This window comes from Micromonospora sp. NPDC005707 (assembly GCF_040631005.1).
GTDB lineage: Bacteria > Actinomycetota > Actinomycetes > Mycobacteriales > Micromonosporaceae > Micromonospora.
The window spans coordinates 44,474-58,953 of record NZ_JBEXYR010000010.1 but is presented as its reverse complement, the minus strand read 5'-3'; the positions used below and the strand labels follow the sequence as shown (position 1 = coordinate 58,953).

The window sequence follows — 14,480 nt, the reverse complement described above, 5'->3', positions numbered from 1 at the left end:
CGTATGGCCGGTGGGAATCCCCCTCCTTCAGGAGGGGGAGGAAGTCAAAGCAGGAAACCCGCCGGGAACGGGTCGTCCGGATCGAGGAAGTACTGTGCCGTGCCGGTCAGCCAGGCACGCCCGGTGATGGTCGGCACCACTGCGGTGACACCGCCGGCGAGCCGGGTCTCCTCGACGAGCCGGCCGACGAAGCGCGTCCCGATGAAGGACTCGTTGACGAAGTCGACGTCCAGAGCCAGCTCGCCACGCGCGTGCAGCTGCGCCATGCGGGCGCTCGTGCCGGTACCGCACGGGCTCCGGTCGAACCAACCCGGATGGATGGCCATCGCGTGGCGCGAATGTCGGGCATCCGAGCCGGGAGCGATGAGCTGTACGTGGTGACATCCGCTGATGTCGGGGTCGTCGATGTGGGCCGGACGGTCCTGTTCGTTGATCGCTTCCATGATCGCCAGCCCGGCGTCCAGCAGTGCCTGCTTGTGTCCCCGGTCGAACGGCAGGCCGAGGTCATCGAGGTGGACCATGGCGTAGAAGTTGCCGCCGTAGGCGAGGTCGTAGCGGACCGGCCCGAAACCGGGCACCTCGGCCGTCGCGTCCAACTGCTGAGAGTACGACGGCACGTTGCGAATTGTGACCGCCTTTGCCGCGCCGTCGGAGACGGCGACCTCCGCGATCACGAGGCCGGCGGGCGTGTCCAGGCGGATCGTCGTGACCGGCTCGGTCACCTCCACCATGCCCGTCTCCACCAGCACGGTGGCGACCCCGATGGTGCCGTGTCCGCACATCGGCAGGCAGCCGGACACCTCGATGTAGAGCACGCCCCAGTCGGCGTCGGGCCGCGTCGGCGGCTGCAGGATCGCTCCGGACATGGCGGAGTGCCCGCGCGGCTCGTACATCAGCAAGGTGCGCAGGTCATCGCTGTTGTCGAGGAACCAGCGCCGGCGCTCCATCATGGTGGCGCCGGGCAGTGGCGCCACACCGCCCGTGATGACCCTGGTCGGCATGCCCTCGGTGTGCGAGTCGACGGCGTGCAGTAGTCGGCGGGCCCGCATGCCTCAGGCCAGTCCGGCTTCGAGGGCTGCCTCGGTCGCGGCGCGCACCGACTGCTCCTGCTCGGCGGTCAGCGGCTGCCGCGGCGGCCGGCAGATGCCGCCTTTACGGCCGACGATCTCCATGGAGAGCTTGATCGCCTGTACGAACTCGGTCTTGGAGTCCCAGCGCAGCAGGGGGTGCAGCAGCCGGTACAGCGGCAGCGCGGTCTGCAGGTCCCCTGCCACCGAGGCCTCGTACAGCGCCACGGTCGAGCGGGGAAAGGCGTTCGTGTATCCGGCGACCCACCCCTTGGCGCCCGCGATGCCGACCTCGAGCACGACGTCGTCGGTGCCGATCATCAGGTCCAGCCCCGGCGCGAGCTCCGAGATCTCGTAGGCCCGGCGCACGTCCCCGCTGAACTCCTTGACTCCCACGATGAGGCCCTCGTTGTAGAGCGTGGCGAGGATCCGCGGCGTCAGGTCCGTCTTGGTGTCGATCGGGTTGTTGTACGCCGTCACCGGCAGCCCGGCCTTGGCGATCTCGCGGTAGTGCTCCAGGACGGCCCGCTCGTCCGTGCGGTACGCGTTCGGGGGGAGCGCCATGACGGCCTGCGCGCCGGCCTCGGCGGCCTGCTCGGCCCAACGCCGCGACTCCAGCGCGCCGTAGGCGCCCACGCCCGGCATGACGACGAAGCCCTCGGGTGCGGCCTGGACCGCCACCTCGACGACCTTCGCACGCTCCTCACTGGTCAGCACCTGGTACTCGCCCAGGGATCCGTTCGGAGTCACGCCGTGGGCGCCGTTCTCGGCCAACCACCGCACGTGCTCGGCGTAGGCGTCGAAGTCCACGGACAGGTCGTCGCGGTAGGGCAGGGCGGTCGCGACGAGCACGCCGCGCCAGGGGCGGGTACGGGCAGCGGGGGAAGCAGTCATCTCGGAAAGCCCCTTTCGTGACGGTCAGTAAAATATTACACAGCAGTCCGCCAGGCTCAAGTCACGCGTCGATAACACCCCGACGAGCACCTCTAGAGCGGCGATGTGTCCTGTGCCATAGTGCAGTGCTACGTCACACAGCAGTGCTACCAGCTACCTGGGCCGTCCACGTGTCGGCCCTTGAGGGAAGTGGGTTTGGCAATGACGGCATACCTGACCCGCCGGCTGTCGCGAGTCGCCCTCGTGGGCGGCGCGGCGGTTGCGGCCATGATGCTCTCCGCCTGCGGCAACGGGCTCGCCTCAGGAGGGGGCGAGCAGTCGTCGGACAAGGGGCCGATCGTCCTCGGCATGCTGACTCCGCTGTCCGGCAGCAGCTCGGCCATCGGCCCGTACATGAAGAACGGGGCGCAACTCGCCGTCGACGAGATCAACGGCAAGGGCGGCGTCGACGGGCGCAAGCTCGAACTCAAGGTCGAGGACGAGGCCTGCGACGCGAAGAGCGCCACGGCGGGCGCCAACAAGCTGGTCACCGCGGGCGTGAAGATCTCGGTCGGCGGCTACTGCTCGGGTGCGACGCTGCCAACGTTGCCGATCTTCGAGAAGGCCGACGTGCCCATGCTCATCCCGGCCGCCAACTCCAACGAACTGGTCAAGCAGCACAAGAAGAACGTCTTCCTGATCAACGGCACCGGCGCGCAGCAGTCCGATGCGGCGTTCACGTTCATGAAGAAGGTGGGCGCCACCAAGGTCGCCCTCATGGACGACAACACCAGCTACTCCAAGGACATCGCCGACACCACCGCCAAGCTGCTGACCGGCTCGCCGGCGCTCGCCGGACGCGAGTCGGTCACCGCCGGTGAGAGCGACTACAGCGCCAACGTCACCGCCATCCTGAAGGGACAGCCGGACTTCATCTACTGGACCGGCTACTACCAGGAGGGTGGCCTCATCATCCGTCAGCTGCGGCAGGCCGGCTACACCGGCAAGGTCATGGTCGCCGACGGGTCGGTCGACCAGAAGCTGGTGGACATCGCCGGCTCCGAGGCCGCCGAAGGCGTCTTCGCCACCATGACGCAGACCCCGGAGACGATCCAGGGCGCCGACAAGTGGATCGCGGACTACAAGAGCAAGTTCGGCGCCGCCCCCGGTCCGTACTCCACCCAGGCCTACGACGCGGTGCGGGTGGCCGCCGAGGCGGTCAAGCAGGCCGGCTCGACCGACGGCAGCGCCGTCATCAAGGCACTCGAGGGGATCGACGGTTTCCAGCTGTTCTCCGGGCCGCTGAAGTTCACCCCCGACCACACGCTGTCCAGCGGTGGCTTCCAGATCCTCACGGTGGAGAAGGGCAAGATCGTCCTCAAGGACACCCTGCAGTAGACCACCTGCTCCCGGCGGCGCCCTCCCAGGAGCGCGCCGCCGGGGCGTCCCCCGGAGGGCTCCCATGACCCAACTCCTCTGGAACGGTCTCTTCGTCGGATCGTTCTACGCCCTGGTCGCCCTGGGCTACACCATGGTGTACGGCATCATCAGGCTCCTCAACTTCGCCCACGGCGACCTGTACATGCTCGGTGCGTTCGTCGGTTTCGGCGTCCTGAGCGTCGCCGGCGGACTGGCGACCGGCCTCGGCTTCGTGGCGCTGCTCATCGTCCTGATCATCGCGATGCTGGTGACCGGAACGGCCGGCCTGCTGCTTGAGCGGATCGCCTACCGTCCCCTGCGCGGCGCGCCCCGGCTCTCCGTACTGATCACCGCGGTCGGCGCGTCGTTCGCGATCGAGTACGGGATGCGCCTGGCGGCCGGGCCCAACCCGGAGGTCTACCCGGTCCGGCTGGCGGGCGACTCGATCAACCTGCTCGGCGCCCGCATCACCATCCAACAGGCCAGCCTCATCCTGATCGCGATCCTGCTGATGGCCGGCCTCCAGTGGCTCGTCATGGGGACCGGGACCGGGCGGGCCATGCGCGCCATCTCCCAGGACCCCACGGCAGCCCTGTACATGGGCATCAACGTCGACGCCGTCATCGCGCGCACCTTCTTCATCGGCTCCGCCCTCGCCGGCGCCGCCGGCGTGATGGCCGGCGGCTACTACGGGAAGATCGACTTCCTGATGGGGTTCATCATCGGGCTCAAGGCGTTCACCGCGGCCGTCATCGGCGGCATCGGCAACATCAAGGGCGCGATGCTCGGCGGCCTCGCGCTCGGCCTGCTCGAGTCGATCGGCACCGCCTGGATCGGCGGCCAGTGGCGCGACGTCTTCGCCTTCAGCTTCCTCATCATCTTCCTCACGCTCCGCCCGACCGGCATCCTCGGCGAGCGCGTTACGGAGCGTGTCTGATGACCACCAACTTCGCCTCGTCACGCACCGCCAGCGCCCTGTTCGACCGAATCCAGCAGAACCGCTACCTCGGCCTGATCGGACTGGCCGTCGCGGCGTTGGCGCCGTTCATCACCGCGACCAACTACGCCCTGTCGGTCATGACCTCCGCGCTGCTCTTCGTGATGCTCGCGGTCGGACTCAACATCGTCGTCGGCTATTGCGGCCTGCTCGACCTCGGGTACGCCGCGTTCTTCGCCATCGGCGCCTACGTCAGCGGAGTCCTCGCCACCCGGTACGGCTGGCCGCTGCTGGCCACGGTGCCCGTCGTCATCGTCGCGGCGGTGGTCGCCGGCATCGTGATCGGTGGGCCCACCCTACGGCTGCGCAGCGACTACCTGGCGATCGTGACCCTCGGCTTCGGGGAGATCATCCGGATCACGGCCAACAACCTCACCATCACCGGTGGGCCGTCCGGCATCTACGGGATCCCGGGGATCACCCTGCTCGGGATCGACCTGAGCGGACCGGTCGGCCTCTACTACACCTGTGTGGTCGTCGTCGCCCTGGCCGTCCTCGGCGCGGCGCGGCTCGGACGCAGCCGCCTCGGACGCGCCTGGCGGTTCATCCGCGAGGACGAGGACGCCGCCGAGGCGATGGGCATCAACACGTACCGGGTGAAGCTCGCGGCCTACATCGGCGGCGCCATCTGGGGTGGCCTCGCCGGCATCCTCTTTGGCGCCCAGTTGTCCGCCATCTCCCCACCGAGCTTCACCTTCCTGTGGTCGGCCCTCATCCTGATGGCCGTCGTGCTCGGTGGCATGGGCTCGACGCCCGGCGTCGTGCTCGGCGCCATCTTCATCAGCGTGCTGCCCGAGCTTCTCCGCGAGGCCGCGGACTACCGGTACTTCGTCTTCGGGATCCTGCTCATCGTAGTGATGATCTTCCGCCGGCAGGGACTGTGGCCGGCACGCGCCGTGGAACGGCAGTCCCGCCGTGACCTGCGCAAGGCCGAGAAGCATGACGCGGGCAAGGCGAAGGAGGTAGTGCCGTGAGCACGCCAGCAACCGCACCGCTCCTGCGGGTACAGGATCTGCACCTGGACTTCGGCGGCGTGAAGGCCGTTGACGGGCTGAGCTTCGAGGTCAACGAAGGCGACCTCCTGTCGCTCGTCGGACCCAACGGCGCCGGCAAGACCAGCGCGTTCAACTGCATCACGGGCTTCTACAAGCCCACCGGCGGCTCGATCACACTGCACGGCGCGGACATCACCGGCCTGCGTCCGTCCGCGATCGCGGCCCGCGGGACGTCGCGCACGTTTCAGAACCTGCGCCTGTTCGGTGAGCTGACGGTGCTCGACAACGTCCGCGCCGGGACGCACCTGCGGCTGCGGCAGAACGCCCTCGACGCGCTCCTGCACACGCCGCGGTTCCGGCGCTCGGAACGGGAGGCGACCGACGAGGCGAACCATTGGCTCGACTTCGTGGGCCTGCGCGGTGACCGCGGTGGCCTGGCGCGCAACCTCCCGTACGGCGAGCAGCGGCGCGTCGAGATCGCCCGCGCCCTGGCCCGCCGGCCCACGGTGCTCCTACTGGACGAGCCCGCGGCGGGCCTCAACTACGGCGAGAAGACCGAACTGCTCGATCTGCTGCACCGCATCAGTGGGCTCGGCACCGCCATCGTCCTCATCGAGCACGACATGGATCTCGTCATGCAGGTGTCGCGCCGAATCGTCGTGCTGAACTTCGGCCGGGAGATCGCCGACGGCACTCCCGAGGAGGTACGCCGCAACCCGGACGTGATCGAGGCCTACCTCGGCAAGGACGACGACGAGGAAGCCACGAGCGAGGAGATGATGAACCGTGAGTGACGCCGCCGGCCGCTGTGCACTCGACATCGACGCTCTCGACGTCCACTATGGCCGCGTCCACGCCCTCCGGGGCCTGACCCTGACCGTCGGCGAGGGCGAGATCGTCACTCTGCTCGGCAACAACGGCGCGGGCAAGACCAGCACGCTCGCCACGGTTTCCGGCGTGGTGCGGTCCACCGGCGGCACCGTGCGCGCGTTCGGCACGGACATCACCAAGGCCAAGCCCTGGGAGATCGTCGGCGCCGGGGTGGTGCACGTGCCGGAGGGGCGCCGCATCTTCTCCCGGCTGACCGTTCACGAGAACCTCCAACTCGGCGGCTACCTGGTGAACGACAAGGCCGCGGTCCGCCGCCGGATCGACGAGGTCTACGCCCTGCTGCCCCGGCTCGCCGAGCGGCGCAGCCAGCAGGGCGGGAACCTGTCCGGCGGCGAGCAGCAGATGCTCGCCGTCGGTCGCGCGCTGGTCGCCGGGCCCAAACTGCTGATGCTGGACGAGCCCTCGATGGGGCTCGCACCACTCGTGGTGGCCCAGATCATGGCCCTGATCCGCCGGATCAACGCCGACGGCACCTCGGTGCTGCTCGTCGAGCAGAACGCCCGGGCCGCACTCAAGATCGCTCACCGCGCGTACGTGGTGGAAAACGGTGTGATCACCCTGCAGGGAGCCGCCCGCGAGCTCGCGCGCGACTCCCGCGTGGTCGAGGCGTACCTGGGGGCCTGAGGCGATGCAGGACATTCGTGCCACCGACTACCACACGGCGGGAGAGCCGTTCCGCATCGTCACCGAAGGCGTCCCGGAAATCCCCGGCGCCACGGTGCTGGAACGGCGCGAACGCGCCCAGCGCGATGAACAGGTCGACGCGGTGCGCCGGCTCCTGGTCAACGAACCTCGCGGCCACGCCGACATGTACGGCTGCTTCGTCGTGCCACCTGACGACGAGGGCGCACACTTCGGGGTGCTGTTCTGGCACAAGGACGCTTACTCGACTGCGTGCGGACACGGCACCATCGCGCTGGGTGCGTGGGCAGTCCGGAGCGGGCTCGTGCACGCCGCGCCGGACGGGGAGACCGACGTGGTGATCGACGTACCGTCAGGTCGCGTCACGGCCACCGTCTCATGCGTGGCCGGCGAGGTCCGCGGCGTCAGCTTCCGCAACGTGCCCGCGTACGTCCTGGGTCAAGGCATCGGCGTGAACACCAGCCGGGGCCCGGTGCGCGCGGACATCAGCTACGGAGGAGCGATTTACGCCTCCGTCGATGCCTCGGTCCTCGGGCTGCCGGTCGACCCCGCGCATTACGGTGAACTGCTGGCGCTCGGCCGCGAAATCAAATGGAAACTCAACGGGACCGAATGGGCCCGGCATCCGAGCGAACCGCGGCTTGACGGTATCTACGGCACAATTCTGTTCGAGGATCTCGGCTGGCGGTCCGACGGCCCACACCAGCGCAACATCACCGTCTTCGCCGACGGTGAGGTCGACCGGTCGCCGTGCGGGTCAGGCACCTCCGCGCGGGTCGCGCTGCTAGCATCATCGGGGCAACTCGCCCCTGACCAGGTGCTAACGCACGACTCGGTGGTCGGAACACGGTTCCTGGGCCGCGTCGTGCAAGAGTTGGAAGCAGAAGGCCGCCCGGCCTACGTTTCGGAGGTTCGAGGCATGGCCTACCGAACTGGTGAACATCATTTTGTTCTTGAGGCCAACGACCCCGTCGGACTGGGGTTTGCGCTGCGATGAAGGAGACAAGGGGTGACACCGCGACCGGGCGCCTGGCCCCGGACGCCCTCTCTCTGCCGCAGTTCGGCGGCCGGCCCAACCTTCGGCAGGAGATCGCCCACATCCTGCGGGGCGCGGTCATCACCGGACAGATGCGACCCGGCGTGCTGTACTCCGCGCCGACCCTCGCGGAGCAGTTCGGTGTCTCCGCCACGCCGGTGCGCGAAGCGATGCTCGACCTCGCCAACGAGGAACTGGTCACGATTGTTCGAAACAAGGGCTTCCGGGTCAAGGAACTCAGTGACCGGGACCTGGACGAGATCACTTCGCTGCGCGCACTGATCGAGGTGCCCACCGTGGCCGAGATCGCCCGGGCCATCAACGAGCCCACCCGGGCGGCGGTCGAGGAGCTGCGCCCGCTCGCGAGGGAGGTGGAGCGGCTCGCCGAAACCGGCGACCTCATCGGCTATGTCGAGGTCGACCGGCGTTTCCATCTCTCGTTGCTCGCTCTCGCCGGCAACCGCCATCTCATCGACGTGGTGGGGAACCTACGGGCCCGCAGCCGCCTGTACGGCCTGCAAGGGCTCGCCGAGCGCGGCGAGCTGGGGCGTTCGGCCGCCGAGCACGAGCAGATCGTCGATCTGGTCGTGGCCGGCGACGCGCCGAAGGTGGCGGAGCTGATGCGACGCCACATCGGCCACGTCCGCGGCTCCTGGGCCGGCTACCACGAGCCCTGACGGCCAGCACCACGCGAAGCCCGTCTACCAGGCGAGCGGCGGAGCGGGACCGGCGTGACCTCACACGGCGTCCTCGTCGGTCCGCCGGTTTCCTTGGGTCGGCCCCGCGATGCCTGACTTGGGGGCCGGCTCCGGGCGGGGCCGGGTGGCGATGGCGTAGCCCGTGGTGGTGACGCCCAGTGCCACTCCCCAGCAGAGGAACACCAGCAGGGTGCCGGTCACCACCCACCCCTCACGCACGTCCGACCAGTGCGTCTCGCCGCGGAGAACCTGCCGCACGAGCACCGCGACGCTCAGGATGCCGTAGGTGACCAGTGCGAGTGCCACCACCCCGGCGGGGACCACCGCCAGGAGCGGGGGAACCGGCCTATCGCGCAGTCCTGGCAGCCAGTGCGGGAACCGCTGCCCCCAGCGTTGTACCAACCCGAGTACGAGCAGGCCGGCCAGCGGCGGGACGAGGGTGATCGCCACGCCCGTCCACGTCGAAAGGCTGCCGTGGATGTCGTCGAGTTCCCGTTGCGGGATCCCGAACGGGACGCCGAGCACCCACAGCCCGTGCGGCACCGCCCAGCCGGCCACCGGCAGGGCCGCCGTCACGTAGGCCCAGCAACGGGTCCACGGCGGCACCGGCTGGTAGCCGGCCGCCCGCGCGCCGCGCTGCGGAGCGCAGGCGTTCGTGAGCCCGGCGAACAGCAGGCCGCCGGTCGCCAGCACGAGCCGTGCGCCGAGATCGCGCCAGTCCGAGGGGCGTCCCACCAACGCTGCAGGGATCTCGAAGAGCAGATGCAGTGGGAAGGACAGGACCAGGAGCAGCGCGGCCGCCGCCCCGCCGCCGGCGACCGAGCAGCGGCCGGGGAACCGGAGCAGGCACACGACCAGCACCGCGAGGGCGGCACCGACTCCGACCGCTCCCCACCCCGCCCAGAACGGCACTGTCTCGACCCGGTCCGCGCCGCATCCGCCGGTCGGGTCGACCAGATGGGTGCGGTCGCAAGCCGTGTAACCCCACCGGCCACCCCAGATCCAGTACGTCCGCACGGTCACCTCGGCGACGACAAACACGGCGCAGGCCACCGCCCACCTCCGGACCTGAACAGCGGCAGCCGGTCGGGGGGAACGAGTCGAAAGACCGGGCATGCCGACTCCCTGCGGAGCGTCGCGACGACGTGCCGGACCGGTTGTCATGCCATCCGGGACTCGCACCCGCGCGGGCCGTTGCCGCCCCGTCATCGCGTTACGCCCTCGGCCACGGCCGGGGTCAGCGGCCCCGGATGGATAAGACAAGGCTTGCTGGTCATGAGGCCATGCTCCGTGCCGACCGGCGGGGCTGTCCTCCCGCTGTAGCGGGACCCGCTCCCTCCACAGGGGGAGCGCACACCATGTCTGACGCACCTGCCTGCGTTCGGAGGTGCAGTCCGGTACGAGCGAGCAGATCGCTGTGGACATGGTCATCTGATCTGCGCGGGCCGACGTGGCCGGTGACGTCCAGCTGGCTGAGACCTACCTACGCCGCGACGCCTACGTCCAGCCGGGTCGCCCTATTGCGTAACCGACGTCGGAGACGCTGGCGTCGTCCACGTGCGCCACGATTGACCGGATTCTTGCGCTCAGGCAGTCGGCACCGGGAGGCTGAGGACGAGCGACCCCCGCAGGTCGACCAGGACCCGGTCGGCCGTGCGCACCACGCGCATAACGACGTCCTCGCAGCCGGGACATCGGGCGACGAGGCCGGGCGCTCGGTCGAACACCCGCATCGCGGCCAGCGGACGGGGCGTCCGGCACCCGGCGCAGGTGAGCTCGGCGACGGTGAGGTCGGTCCCCATGATCTCGCCGAGCGGTCCGGCGAGCGCGTTACCGTCCACCCAGGATGCGTCGTCGGTTCCGGCGTTGGTGGTCGACATGGTCATCCTCCGGTGGGTCCGAAACGTTCAGTGCGGATGTTCGCGGGATCGTGTCCGATGTCAACGAGGAGGTCGGCAACGGTCTCGACGAACCCGGTGGGCCCGCAGACGAACGTCAGAGCGTCGGTAACGCGGGGCCAGGCGACGCGGGCGAGGGCGTCCGCGTCCAGTCTTCCGGGTGGGGCCGGCCAGCCGGGGGGCACGGCCCTGGTATAGACGTGCGTGACGGCGACGCGACCATTGCCTGCGGCTTCCGCGGCTGCCAGATCCGCAGAGAACAGGGCATCGGACGGGGACCGGGTCGAGTAGAGCAGCCTGGTGGGATTCGTCGCCGCACGCACCATCGACATCAGCGGCGCCACGCCGGACCCGCCGCCGATCAGCAACGCCGGGCGCGGATCCGCGGGTCGGCGTACGAACCACCCGCCGAGCGGCCCGCGAACCTCCAGCTGGTCACCCGGCTCGGCAACGTCGACGAGGTACGGCGAGACCTCACCGTCGGTCACCGCCTGGACGGTCACCTCGAGCCGGCCGGGCCCCGGGGCGGACGAGATCGAGTAGCTGCGGTACGCCGTGTAACCGCCGGGAGCCGTCAACCGGAGGTCGACGTGCTGGCCCGGCATGTGACCTGCCCAGCCGTCAACGTCGAGGACCAGGGTCCGCGCCGTCGCAGTCTCCGCGCGGGTGGCGACGATGGTCGCCGGCTGCCAGGTCAGTCTCCGAGATAACGCTGCTCGTTCCATGGGTCCCCGTAGTTGTGGTAGCCGGCCGTCTCCCAGAACCCGGGCTCGTCGTCGAGCCGCAGTTCCAGAGCGCGCAGCCATTTCGCGCTCTTCCAGAAGTACAGGTGAGGAACGAGGAGACGCGCTGGCCCGCCGTGCACCGGGACCAGCGGCTCACCGTCGAACTCGTACGCCACCCAGGCCTGGCCGTCGAGAAGGTCCTCGAGTGGGATGTTCGTGGTGTATCCGCCGTAGGAGTGGGCGATGACATACTCGGCCGCGGTCTCGACGTCGGCCAGCAACGTGTCTACCGAGACGCCTCGCCAGCTCGTGCCGAACTTCGACCAGTGCGTGACGCAATGGATGTCCACGGTCGGCTCGTCGGCAGGAAGGGCGGTGAACTCCGCCCACGACCACGTGCTCCGCTCGCCGGCCTCGGTGATCACGGCGAGTTCCCACCTGTCGAGGTCGATGCGCGGTGTCGGTCCCGCCGACAGCACCGGGAAGTCGTCCGTGCGGTACTGGCCGGGCGGCAGGTCGGTGTCGTCGCGTCTGCGGCCGCCGAAGCCCCGTGTGATCAATGCCATGTGCCTCTCCCCACGTGGCCGGGCGGCCACGATCCCACTGCCGCCCGCGCTCGCACCCGGCCGGCGGATGCCGGTGGGATACCCGCCCAGGACATCGTCAGCCAGTGCTCCGGTGATGAAATTCTTCGCGGTAGGGACGTGGTCGCCCGCAATCCACGGCATTTGAACTGGACCATCGAGTCCAGCATAGGCTGGCGTCACATCGGCCTGCAAACCCCGCTGACCAACAGCGGGCAGCAGCAGCGCCCCCGGCGGTCATGGCGGCACGTCCCCATCGGCGAATGACTCCGCAGCGAGCATATGACGGACCACATCGTCCATGCGGCTCCGCCAGAGAGTGTTACGAGTTAGTCGTTCGACATGTCGTCGCCGCTGCGAGATGGCGGCGGCCAATGTCTTGCCCGATGTCAGGAGAGCGCCATGGGCCCTATTCCTTCCAGGGGCGACGTTGTCGATGGCCAGCCGGTCGATGCGGTGGACATGATCGCTGCCCTGACCGCTGCACAGTTTGTGTTCCAGGACGGCGCAACTCAGTCGTTCACGGCGGACGGTCGAACGACCTACGTCGACAGGGGCACACCGTCAGCTGGCGAGTGGTCTGTCACGGGTGATGGGACCTTCGCTTCAATCTGGCCGCCGACGTACCGGGCGGCGTACACGGTTCGGTGGATCGTCGAGGACGGAGTGCGGGCGGGCGTCAGCTTCACGGACACCCGGAGCGGAGTCCGCTACGACGGCCGGTACCGATGACCGGACGAACTCAGCCCGGCGACCCGCTTGCGCAGCTCTGCCTGGGATAGCGGCCCGGAGTGGACGACCGTCCCTGCGGAGTCCAGCAGCACGTAGTGCTCCTGACTGGTGACCTTGAACCGGCGCCACACCCGGCCGTCGTCGGTCAGGCTGGGAAGCCATCGATGCCGGTCTCCCGGGCGAGCCGCCGAATCGCCTCGTTGCCGCTACCGAGTCCGGCGACACCGATCAGGTTGATCCGCCCGGCGTTGTCCCGCCGCACGGCGGTCACCCTCGTCGGCCACCGAACGGCAGATGTTCGACGGCGGCACCGTCTTCGCCCTGGCGACCTGCACCGGTCCGGGCCTTGATCCAGTGGCGTTCAACGCGGTGCTCGCCGCTGCCGCGGACGCGTTCGCCCGGGCGGTGGTCCACGGCATCCTCGCGGCAGGCGGCGCCGGGGGATACCGCACGTACGCCGACGTCTTTCCCAGCGCCGTTCAGGAATGGAGGCGATGATGAGCCTGTTCGAGGCACCGTTCCCGGCCGGCCTGCCGGTCGGCGGTGGTTGGGTCCCGGCGCCGACCGCGCCCGTGCGCTTCCCGTATGACGGCTCGGCTGTCGCCGAGGCACCGCTCGGCGACGCCGAGCTGGCGCGCACCGCGCTGGACGCCGCGGAGGCCAGTGCTTACACGGTGGCGCGACTTCCCTCGCACGTCCGTCGGGCGGCGCTGCTGCACACCCGCGACGCGCTCGCCGCCCCGGCGCGATGAGTTCCAGCGACTGCTCGTGCTGGAGACCGGAAAGCCGCTGGTCGACTGCCGGACGGAGGTGGCCCGTACCCTCGTGACGCTGGAGACCGCGGCCGAAGAGGTGGTCCGGCTGCACGGTGAGACGGTGCCGCTGGACCTGCTGCCGTCCGGCGAGGGACTGATCGGGTTTTGGACGCGCCGGCCGATCGGCGTGGTGGTCGGCATCGCCGGGTTCAACTATCCCCTGCTGCTTGCCGCCCACAAGATCGCGCCGGCGCTCGCGGCCGGCTGCCCGGTGGTGTGCAAGCCCGCGCCGCAGCCGCCGCTTGCCACGCTGTGGCTGATGCACCTGCTGCGCGAGGCGGGCGGGCAGGGGGGCTGCCGCCGGAGGCGGTGCAGCTCGTCACCGGTGGCGTGGACATGGGGGAGACGCTGGTGACGGATCGGCGGGTGGGAGCGGTGTCGTTCACCGGGTCGGCCGCCGTGGGACACACCATCGCCCGGGCGGCCGCACCGACCAAGGTCCTGCTCGAACTCGGGTCCAACGCCGCCCTGGTGGTGGCTGCCGACGCGGACCTGGCCGCCGCCGACGCCGTGGCACGCGGTGGCTACTACGCCTCCGGTCAGGCGTGCATCTACGTGCAGCGGGTGCTGGTGGAGGCGCCGGTCGCCGAGGAGTTCCTCGGACTGCTGACCAATCGGGTCGCCGCCGTGACCGTGGGCGACCCCCGTGACGAGGCGACCCGCGTCGCGGCGCTGATCGACGCAGGGTCGACCCGGCGGGTCCGCGACTGGATCGGCGAGGCCGTCGCGGCGGGCGCGAAGGTCGTGGCGGGCGGGGACGGCGTGCCGGACGGCCTTACCGCCTGGGACGAGGAGATCCTCGGCCCGGTGGTGTCCGTACGCGCCGTCCCCGACACCGACAGCGCCTTCGACGCGGTCAACCGATCGAGGTACGGCCTGCAAGCGAGCGTCTACACCCGGTCGCTGGCGACCGCATTCGCCGCGGTCGAGCGGCTGCAGGTGGGCGGGGTCGTGGTGAACGAGGTGCCGGGATTCCGCGCCGACAACATGCCCTACGGCGGGGTAAGGACTCCGGCATCGGCCGGGAAGGACCCCGCTTTGCGGTGGAGGAACTGACCGTGACCCGGATGGCGATCATCCGGCCGGCGTGAAGCGCCCGTCGACGCCA

General features: G+C 69.6%; 17 protein-coding genes and 1 pseudogene. 11 read left to right on the top strand and 7 right to left on the bottom strand.

Annotated features, from left to right (window positions below):
• Window positions 1–44: 44 nt before the first annotated feature.
• A complete protein-coding gene (locus ABZ452_RS21345) occupies window positions 45–1,049 on the bottom strand; it encodes a proline racemase family protein (RefSeq protein WP_357945532.1) in 1,005 nt (334 codons plus the stop codon).
• Window positions 1,050–1,052: 3 nt separating this feature from the next.
• On the bottom strand, window positions 1,053–1,961 hold the full coding sequence (locus ABZ452_RS21340; protein ID WP_357945530.1) for a dihydrodipicolinate synthase family protein: 909 nt from the start codon (window positions 1,959–1,961) through the stop codon (window positions 1,053–1,055).
• 201 nt (window positions 1,962–2,162) lie between these two features.
• Between ABZ452_RS21340 and ABZ452_RS21335 the strand changes: the two genes are divergently transcribed.
• The 7 genes from ABZ452_RS21335 (at window position 2,163) to ABZ452_RS21305 (ending at window position 8,597) form a co-directional block, all read left to right on the top strand.
• Complete coding sequence (locus ABZ452_RS21335) at window positions 2,163–3,338, top strand: branched-chain amino acid ABC transporter substrate-binding protein (protein WP_151460673.1); 1,176 nt, start codon at window positions 2,163–2,165, stop codon at window positions 3,336–3,338.
• Between the two features lie 64 nt (window positions 3,339–3,402).
• Window positions 3,403–4,296: a branched-chain amino acid ABC transporter permease gene (locus ABZ452_RS21330; protein WP_357945526.1), complete on the top strand. Its 894-nt coding sequence runs from the start codon at window positions 3,403–3,405 to the stop codon at window positions 4,294–4,296.
• Window positions 4,296–5,330: a branched-chain amino acid ABC transporter permease gene (locus ABZ452_RS21325; protein ID WP_357945524.1), complete on the top strand. Its 1,035-nt coding sequence runs from the start codon at window positions 4,296–4,298 to the stop codon at window positions 5,328–5,330. The genes ABZ452_RS21330 and ABZ452_RS21325 overlap by 1 nt, the downstream gene beginning before the upstream one ends.
• On the top strand, window positions 5,327–6,145 hold the full coding sequence (locus tag ABZ452_RS21320) for an ABC transporter ATP-binding protein (protein WP_357945521.1): 819 nt from the start codon (window positions 5,327–5,329) through the stop codon (window positions 6,143–6,145). The genes ABZ452_RS21325 and ABZ452_RS21320 overlap by 4 nt, the downstream gene beginning before the upstream one ends.
• Window positions 6,138–6,866 carry an ABC transporter ATP-binding protein gene (locus ABZ452_RS21315; RefSeq protein WP_357945519.1) on the top strand — a complete coding sequence of 243 codons (729 nt, stop codon included), beginning with the start codon at window positions 6,138–6,140 and terminating at the stop codon, window positions 6,864–6,866. The genes ABZ452_RS21320 and ABZ452_RS21315 overlap by 8 nt, the downstream gene beginning before the upstream one ends.
• A gap of 4 nt (window positions 6,867–6,870) precedes the next feature.
• On the top strand, window positions 6,871–7,881 hold the full coding sequence (locus ABZ452_RS21310) for a proline racemase family protein (protein WP_357945517.1): 1,011 nt from the start codon (window positions 6,871–6,873) through the stop codon (window positions 7,879–7,881).
• Entirely contained in the window at window positions 7,878–8,597 is a 720-nt protein-coding gene (locus ABZ452_RS21305) for a GntR family transcriptional regulator (protein WP_151460679.1), read from the top strand. Before ABZ452_RS21310 ends, ABZ452_RS21305 begins: the two co-directional genes overlap by 4 nt.
• 60 nt (window positions 8,598–8,657) lie before the next feature.
• Here ABZ452_RS21305 and ABZ452_RS21300 read toward each other — a convergent pair whose 3' ends face one another.
• From ABZ452_RS21300 to ABZ452_RS21280, 5 genes and pseudogenes are all read right to left on the bottom strand, one after another.
• Window positions 8,658–9,671, bottom strand: coding sequence for a hypothetical protein (locus tag ABZ452_RS21300; RefSeq protein WP_357945514.1), 1,014 nt, complete (start codon window positions 9,669–9,671; stop codon window positions 8,658–8,660).
• A 533-nt stretch (window positions 9,672–10,204) separates the two neighbouring features.
• Window positions 10,205–10,498 carry a DUF6510 family protein gene (locus tag ABZ452_RS21295; RefSeq protein WP_357945511.1) on the bottom strand — a complete coding sequence of 98 codons (294 nt, stop codon included), beginning with the start codon at window positions 10,496–10,498 and terminating at the stop codon, window positions 10,205–10,207.
• A gap of 2 nt (window positions 10,499–10,500) precedes the next feature.
• A complete protein-coding gene (locus ABZ452_RS21290) occupies window positions 10,501–11,241 on the bottom strand; it encodes a ferredoxin reductase (protein WP_357945508.1) in 741 nt (246 codons plus the stop codon).
• Complete coding sequence (locus ABZ452_RS21285) at window positions 11,211–11,807, bottom strand: sulfite oxidase-like oxidoreductase (RefSeq protein WP_357945848.1); 597 nt, start codon at window positions 11,805–11,807, stop codon at window positions 11,211–11,213. Before ABZ452_RS21285 ends, ABZ452_RS21290 begins: the two co-directional genes overlap by 31 nt.
• A 728-nt stretch (window positions 11,808–12,535) precedes the next feature.
• A pseudogene (locus ABZ452_RS21280) lies at window positions 12,536–12,828 on the bottom strand (redoxin); the annotation flags it as partial.
• A 23-nt stretch (window positions 12,829–12,851) separates the two neighbouring features.
• Here ABZ452_RS21280 and ABZ452_RS21275 point away from each other — a divergent pair.
• Genes ABZ452_RS21275 through ABZ452_RS21260 form a run of 4 tightly spaced genes read left to right on the top strand, consistent with a single transcriptional unit; the run spans window position 12,852 to window position 14,428 of the window.
• Window positions 12,852–13,055, top strand: a complete 204-nt coding sequence (locus ABZ452_RS21275; RefSeq protein WP_357945505.1) for a hypothetical protein — start codon at window positions 12,852–12,854, stop codon at window positions 13,053–13,055.
• The gene (locus ABZ452_RS21270) at window positions 13,055–13,309 is read left to right on the top strand and encodes a hypothetical protein (protein WP_357945502.1); all 255 of its coding nucleotides are present in this window, start codon (window positions 13,055–13,057) and stop codon (window positions 13,307–13,309) included. The genes ABZ452_RS21275 and ABZ452_RS21270 overlap by 1 nt, the downstream gene beginning before the upstream one ends.
• A 16-nt stretch (window positions 13,310–13,325) precedes the next feature.
• On the top strand, window positions 13,326–13,727 hold the full coding sequence (locus tag ABZ452_RS21265; protein WP_357945499.1) for an aldehyde dehydrogenase family protein: 402 nt from the start codon (window positions 13,326–13,328) through the stop codon (window positions 13,725–13,727).
• A complete protein-coding gene (locus ABZ452_RS21260) occupies window positions 13,724–14,428 on the top strand; it encodes an aldehyde dehydrogenase family protein (RefSeq protein WP_357945495.1) in 705 nt (234 codons plus the stop codon). Before ABZ452_RS21265 ends, ABZ452_RS21260 begins: the two co-directional genes overlap by 4 nt.
• Window positions 14,429–14,480: the final 52 nt, after the last annotated feature.

Excerpts from the sequence above, each read along its gene's own strand:
- ABZ452_RS21345 (WP_357945532.1), bottom strand. The coding sequence starts at position 1,049 with ATGCGGGCCCGCCGACTACTGCACGCCGTCGACTCGCACACCGAGGGC.
- ABZ452_RS21340 (WP_357945530.1), bottom strand. The coding sequence starts at position 1,961 with ATGACTGCTTCCCCCGCTGCCCGTACCCGCCCCTGGCGCGGCGTGCTC.
- ABZ452_RS21335 (WP_151460673.1), top strand. The coding sequence starts at position 2,163 with ATGACGGCATACCTGACCCGCCGGCTGTCGCGAGTCGCCCTCGTGGGC.
- ABZ452_RS21330 (WP_357945526.1), top strand. The coding sequence starts at position 3,403 with ATGACCCAACTCCTCTGGAACGGTCTCTTCGTCGGATCGTTCTACGCC.
- ABZ452_RS21325 (WP_357945524.1), top strand. The coding sequence starts at position 4,296 with ATGACCACCAACTTCGCCTCGTCACGCACCGCCAGCGCCCTGTTCGAC.
- ABZ452_RS21310 (WP_357945517.1), top strand. The coding sequence starts at position 6,871 with ATGCAGGACATTCGTGCCACCGACTACCACACGGCGGGAGAGCCGTTC.
- ABZ452_RS21305 (WP_151460679.1), top strand. The coding sequence starts at position 7,878 with ATGAAGGAGACAAGGGGTGACACCGCGACCGGGCGCCTGGCCCCGGAC.
- ABZ452_RS21295 (WP_357945511.1), bottom strand. The coding sequence starts at position 10,498 with ATGTCGACCACCAACGCCGGAACCGACGACGCATCCTGGGTGGACGGT.
- ABZ452_RS21290 (WP_357945508.1), bottom strand. The coding sequence starts at position 11,241 with ATGGAACGAGCAGCGTTATCTCGGAGACTGACCTGGCAGCCGGCGACC.
- ABZ452_RS21285 (WP_357945848.1), bottom strand. The coding sequence starts at position 11,807 with ATGGCATTGATCACACGGGGCTTCGGCGGCCGCAGACGCGACGACACC.
- ABZ452_RS21275 (WP_357945505.1), top strand. The coding sequence starts at position 12,852 with ATGTTCGACGGCGGCACCGTCTTCGCCCTGGCGACCTGCACCGGTCCG.
- ABZ452_RS21270 (WP_357945502.1), top strand. The coding sequence starts at position 13,055 with ATGAGCCTGTTCGAGGCACCGTTCCCGGCCGGCCTGCCGGTCGGCGGT.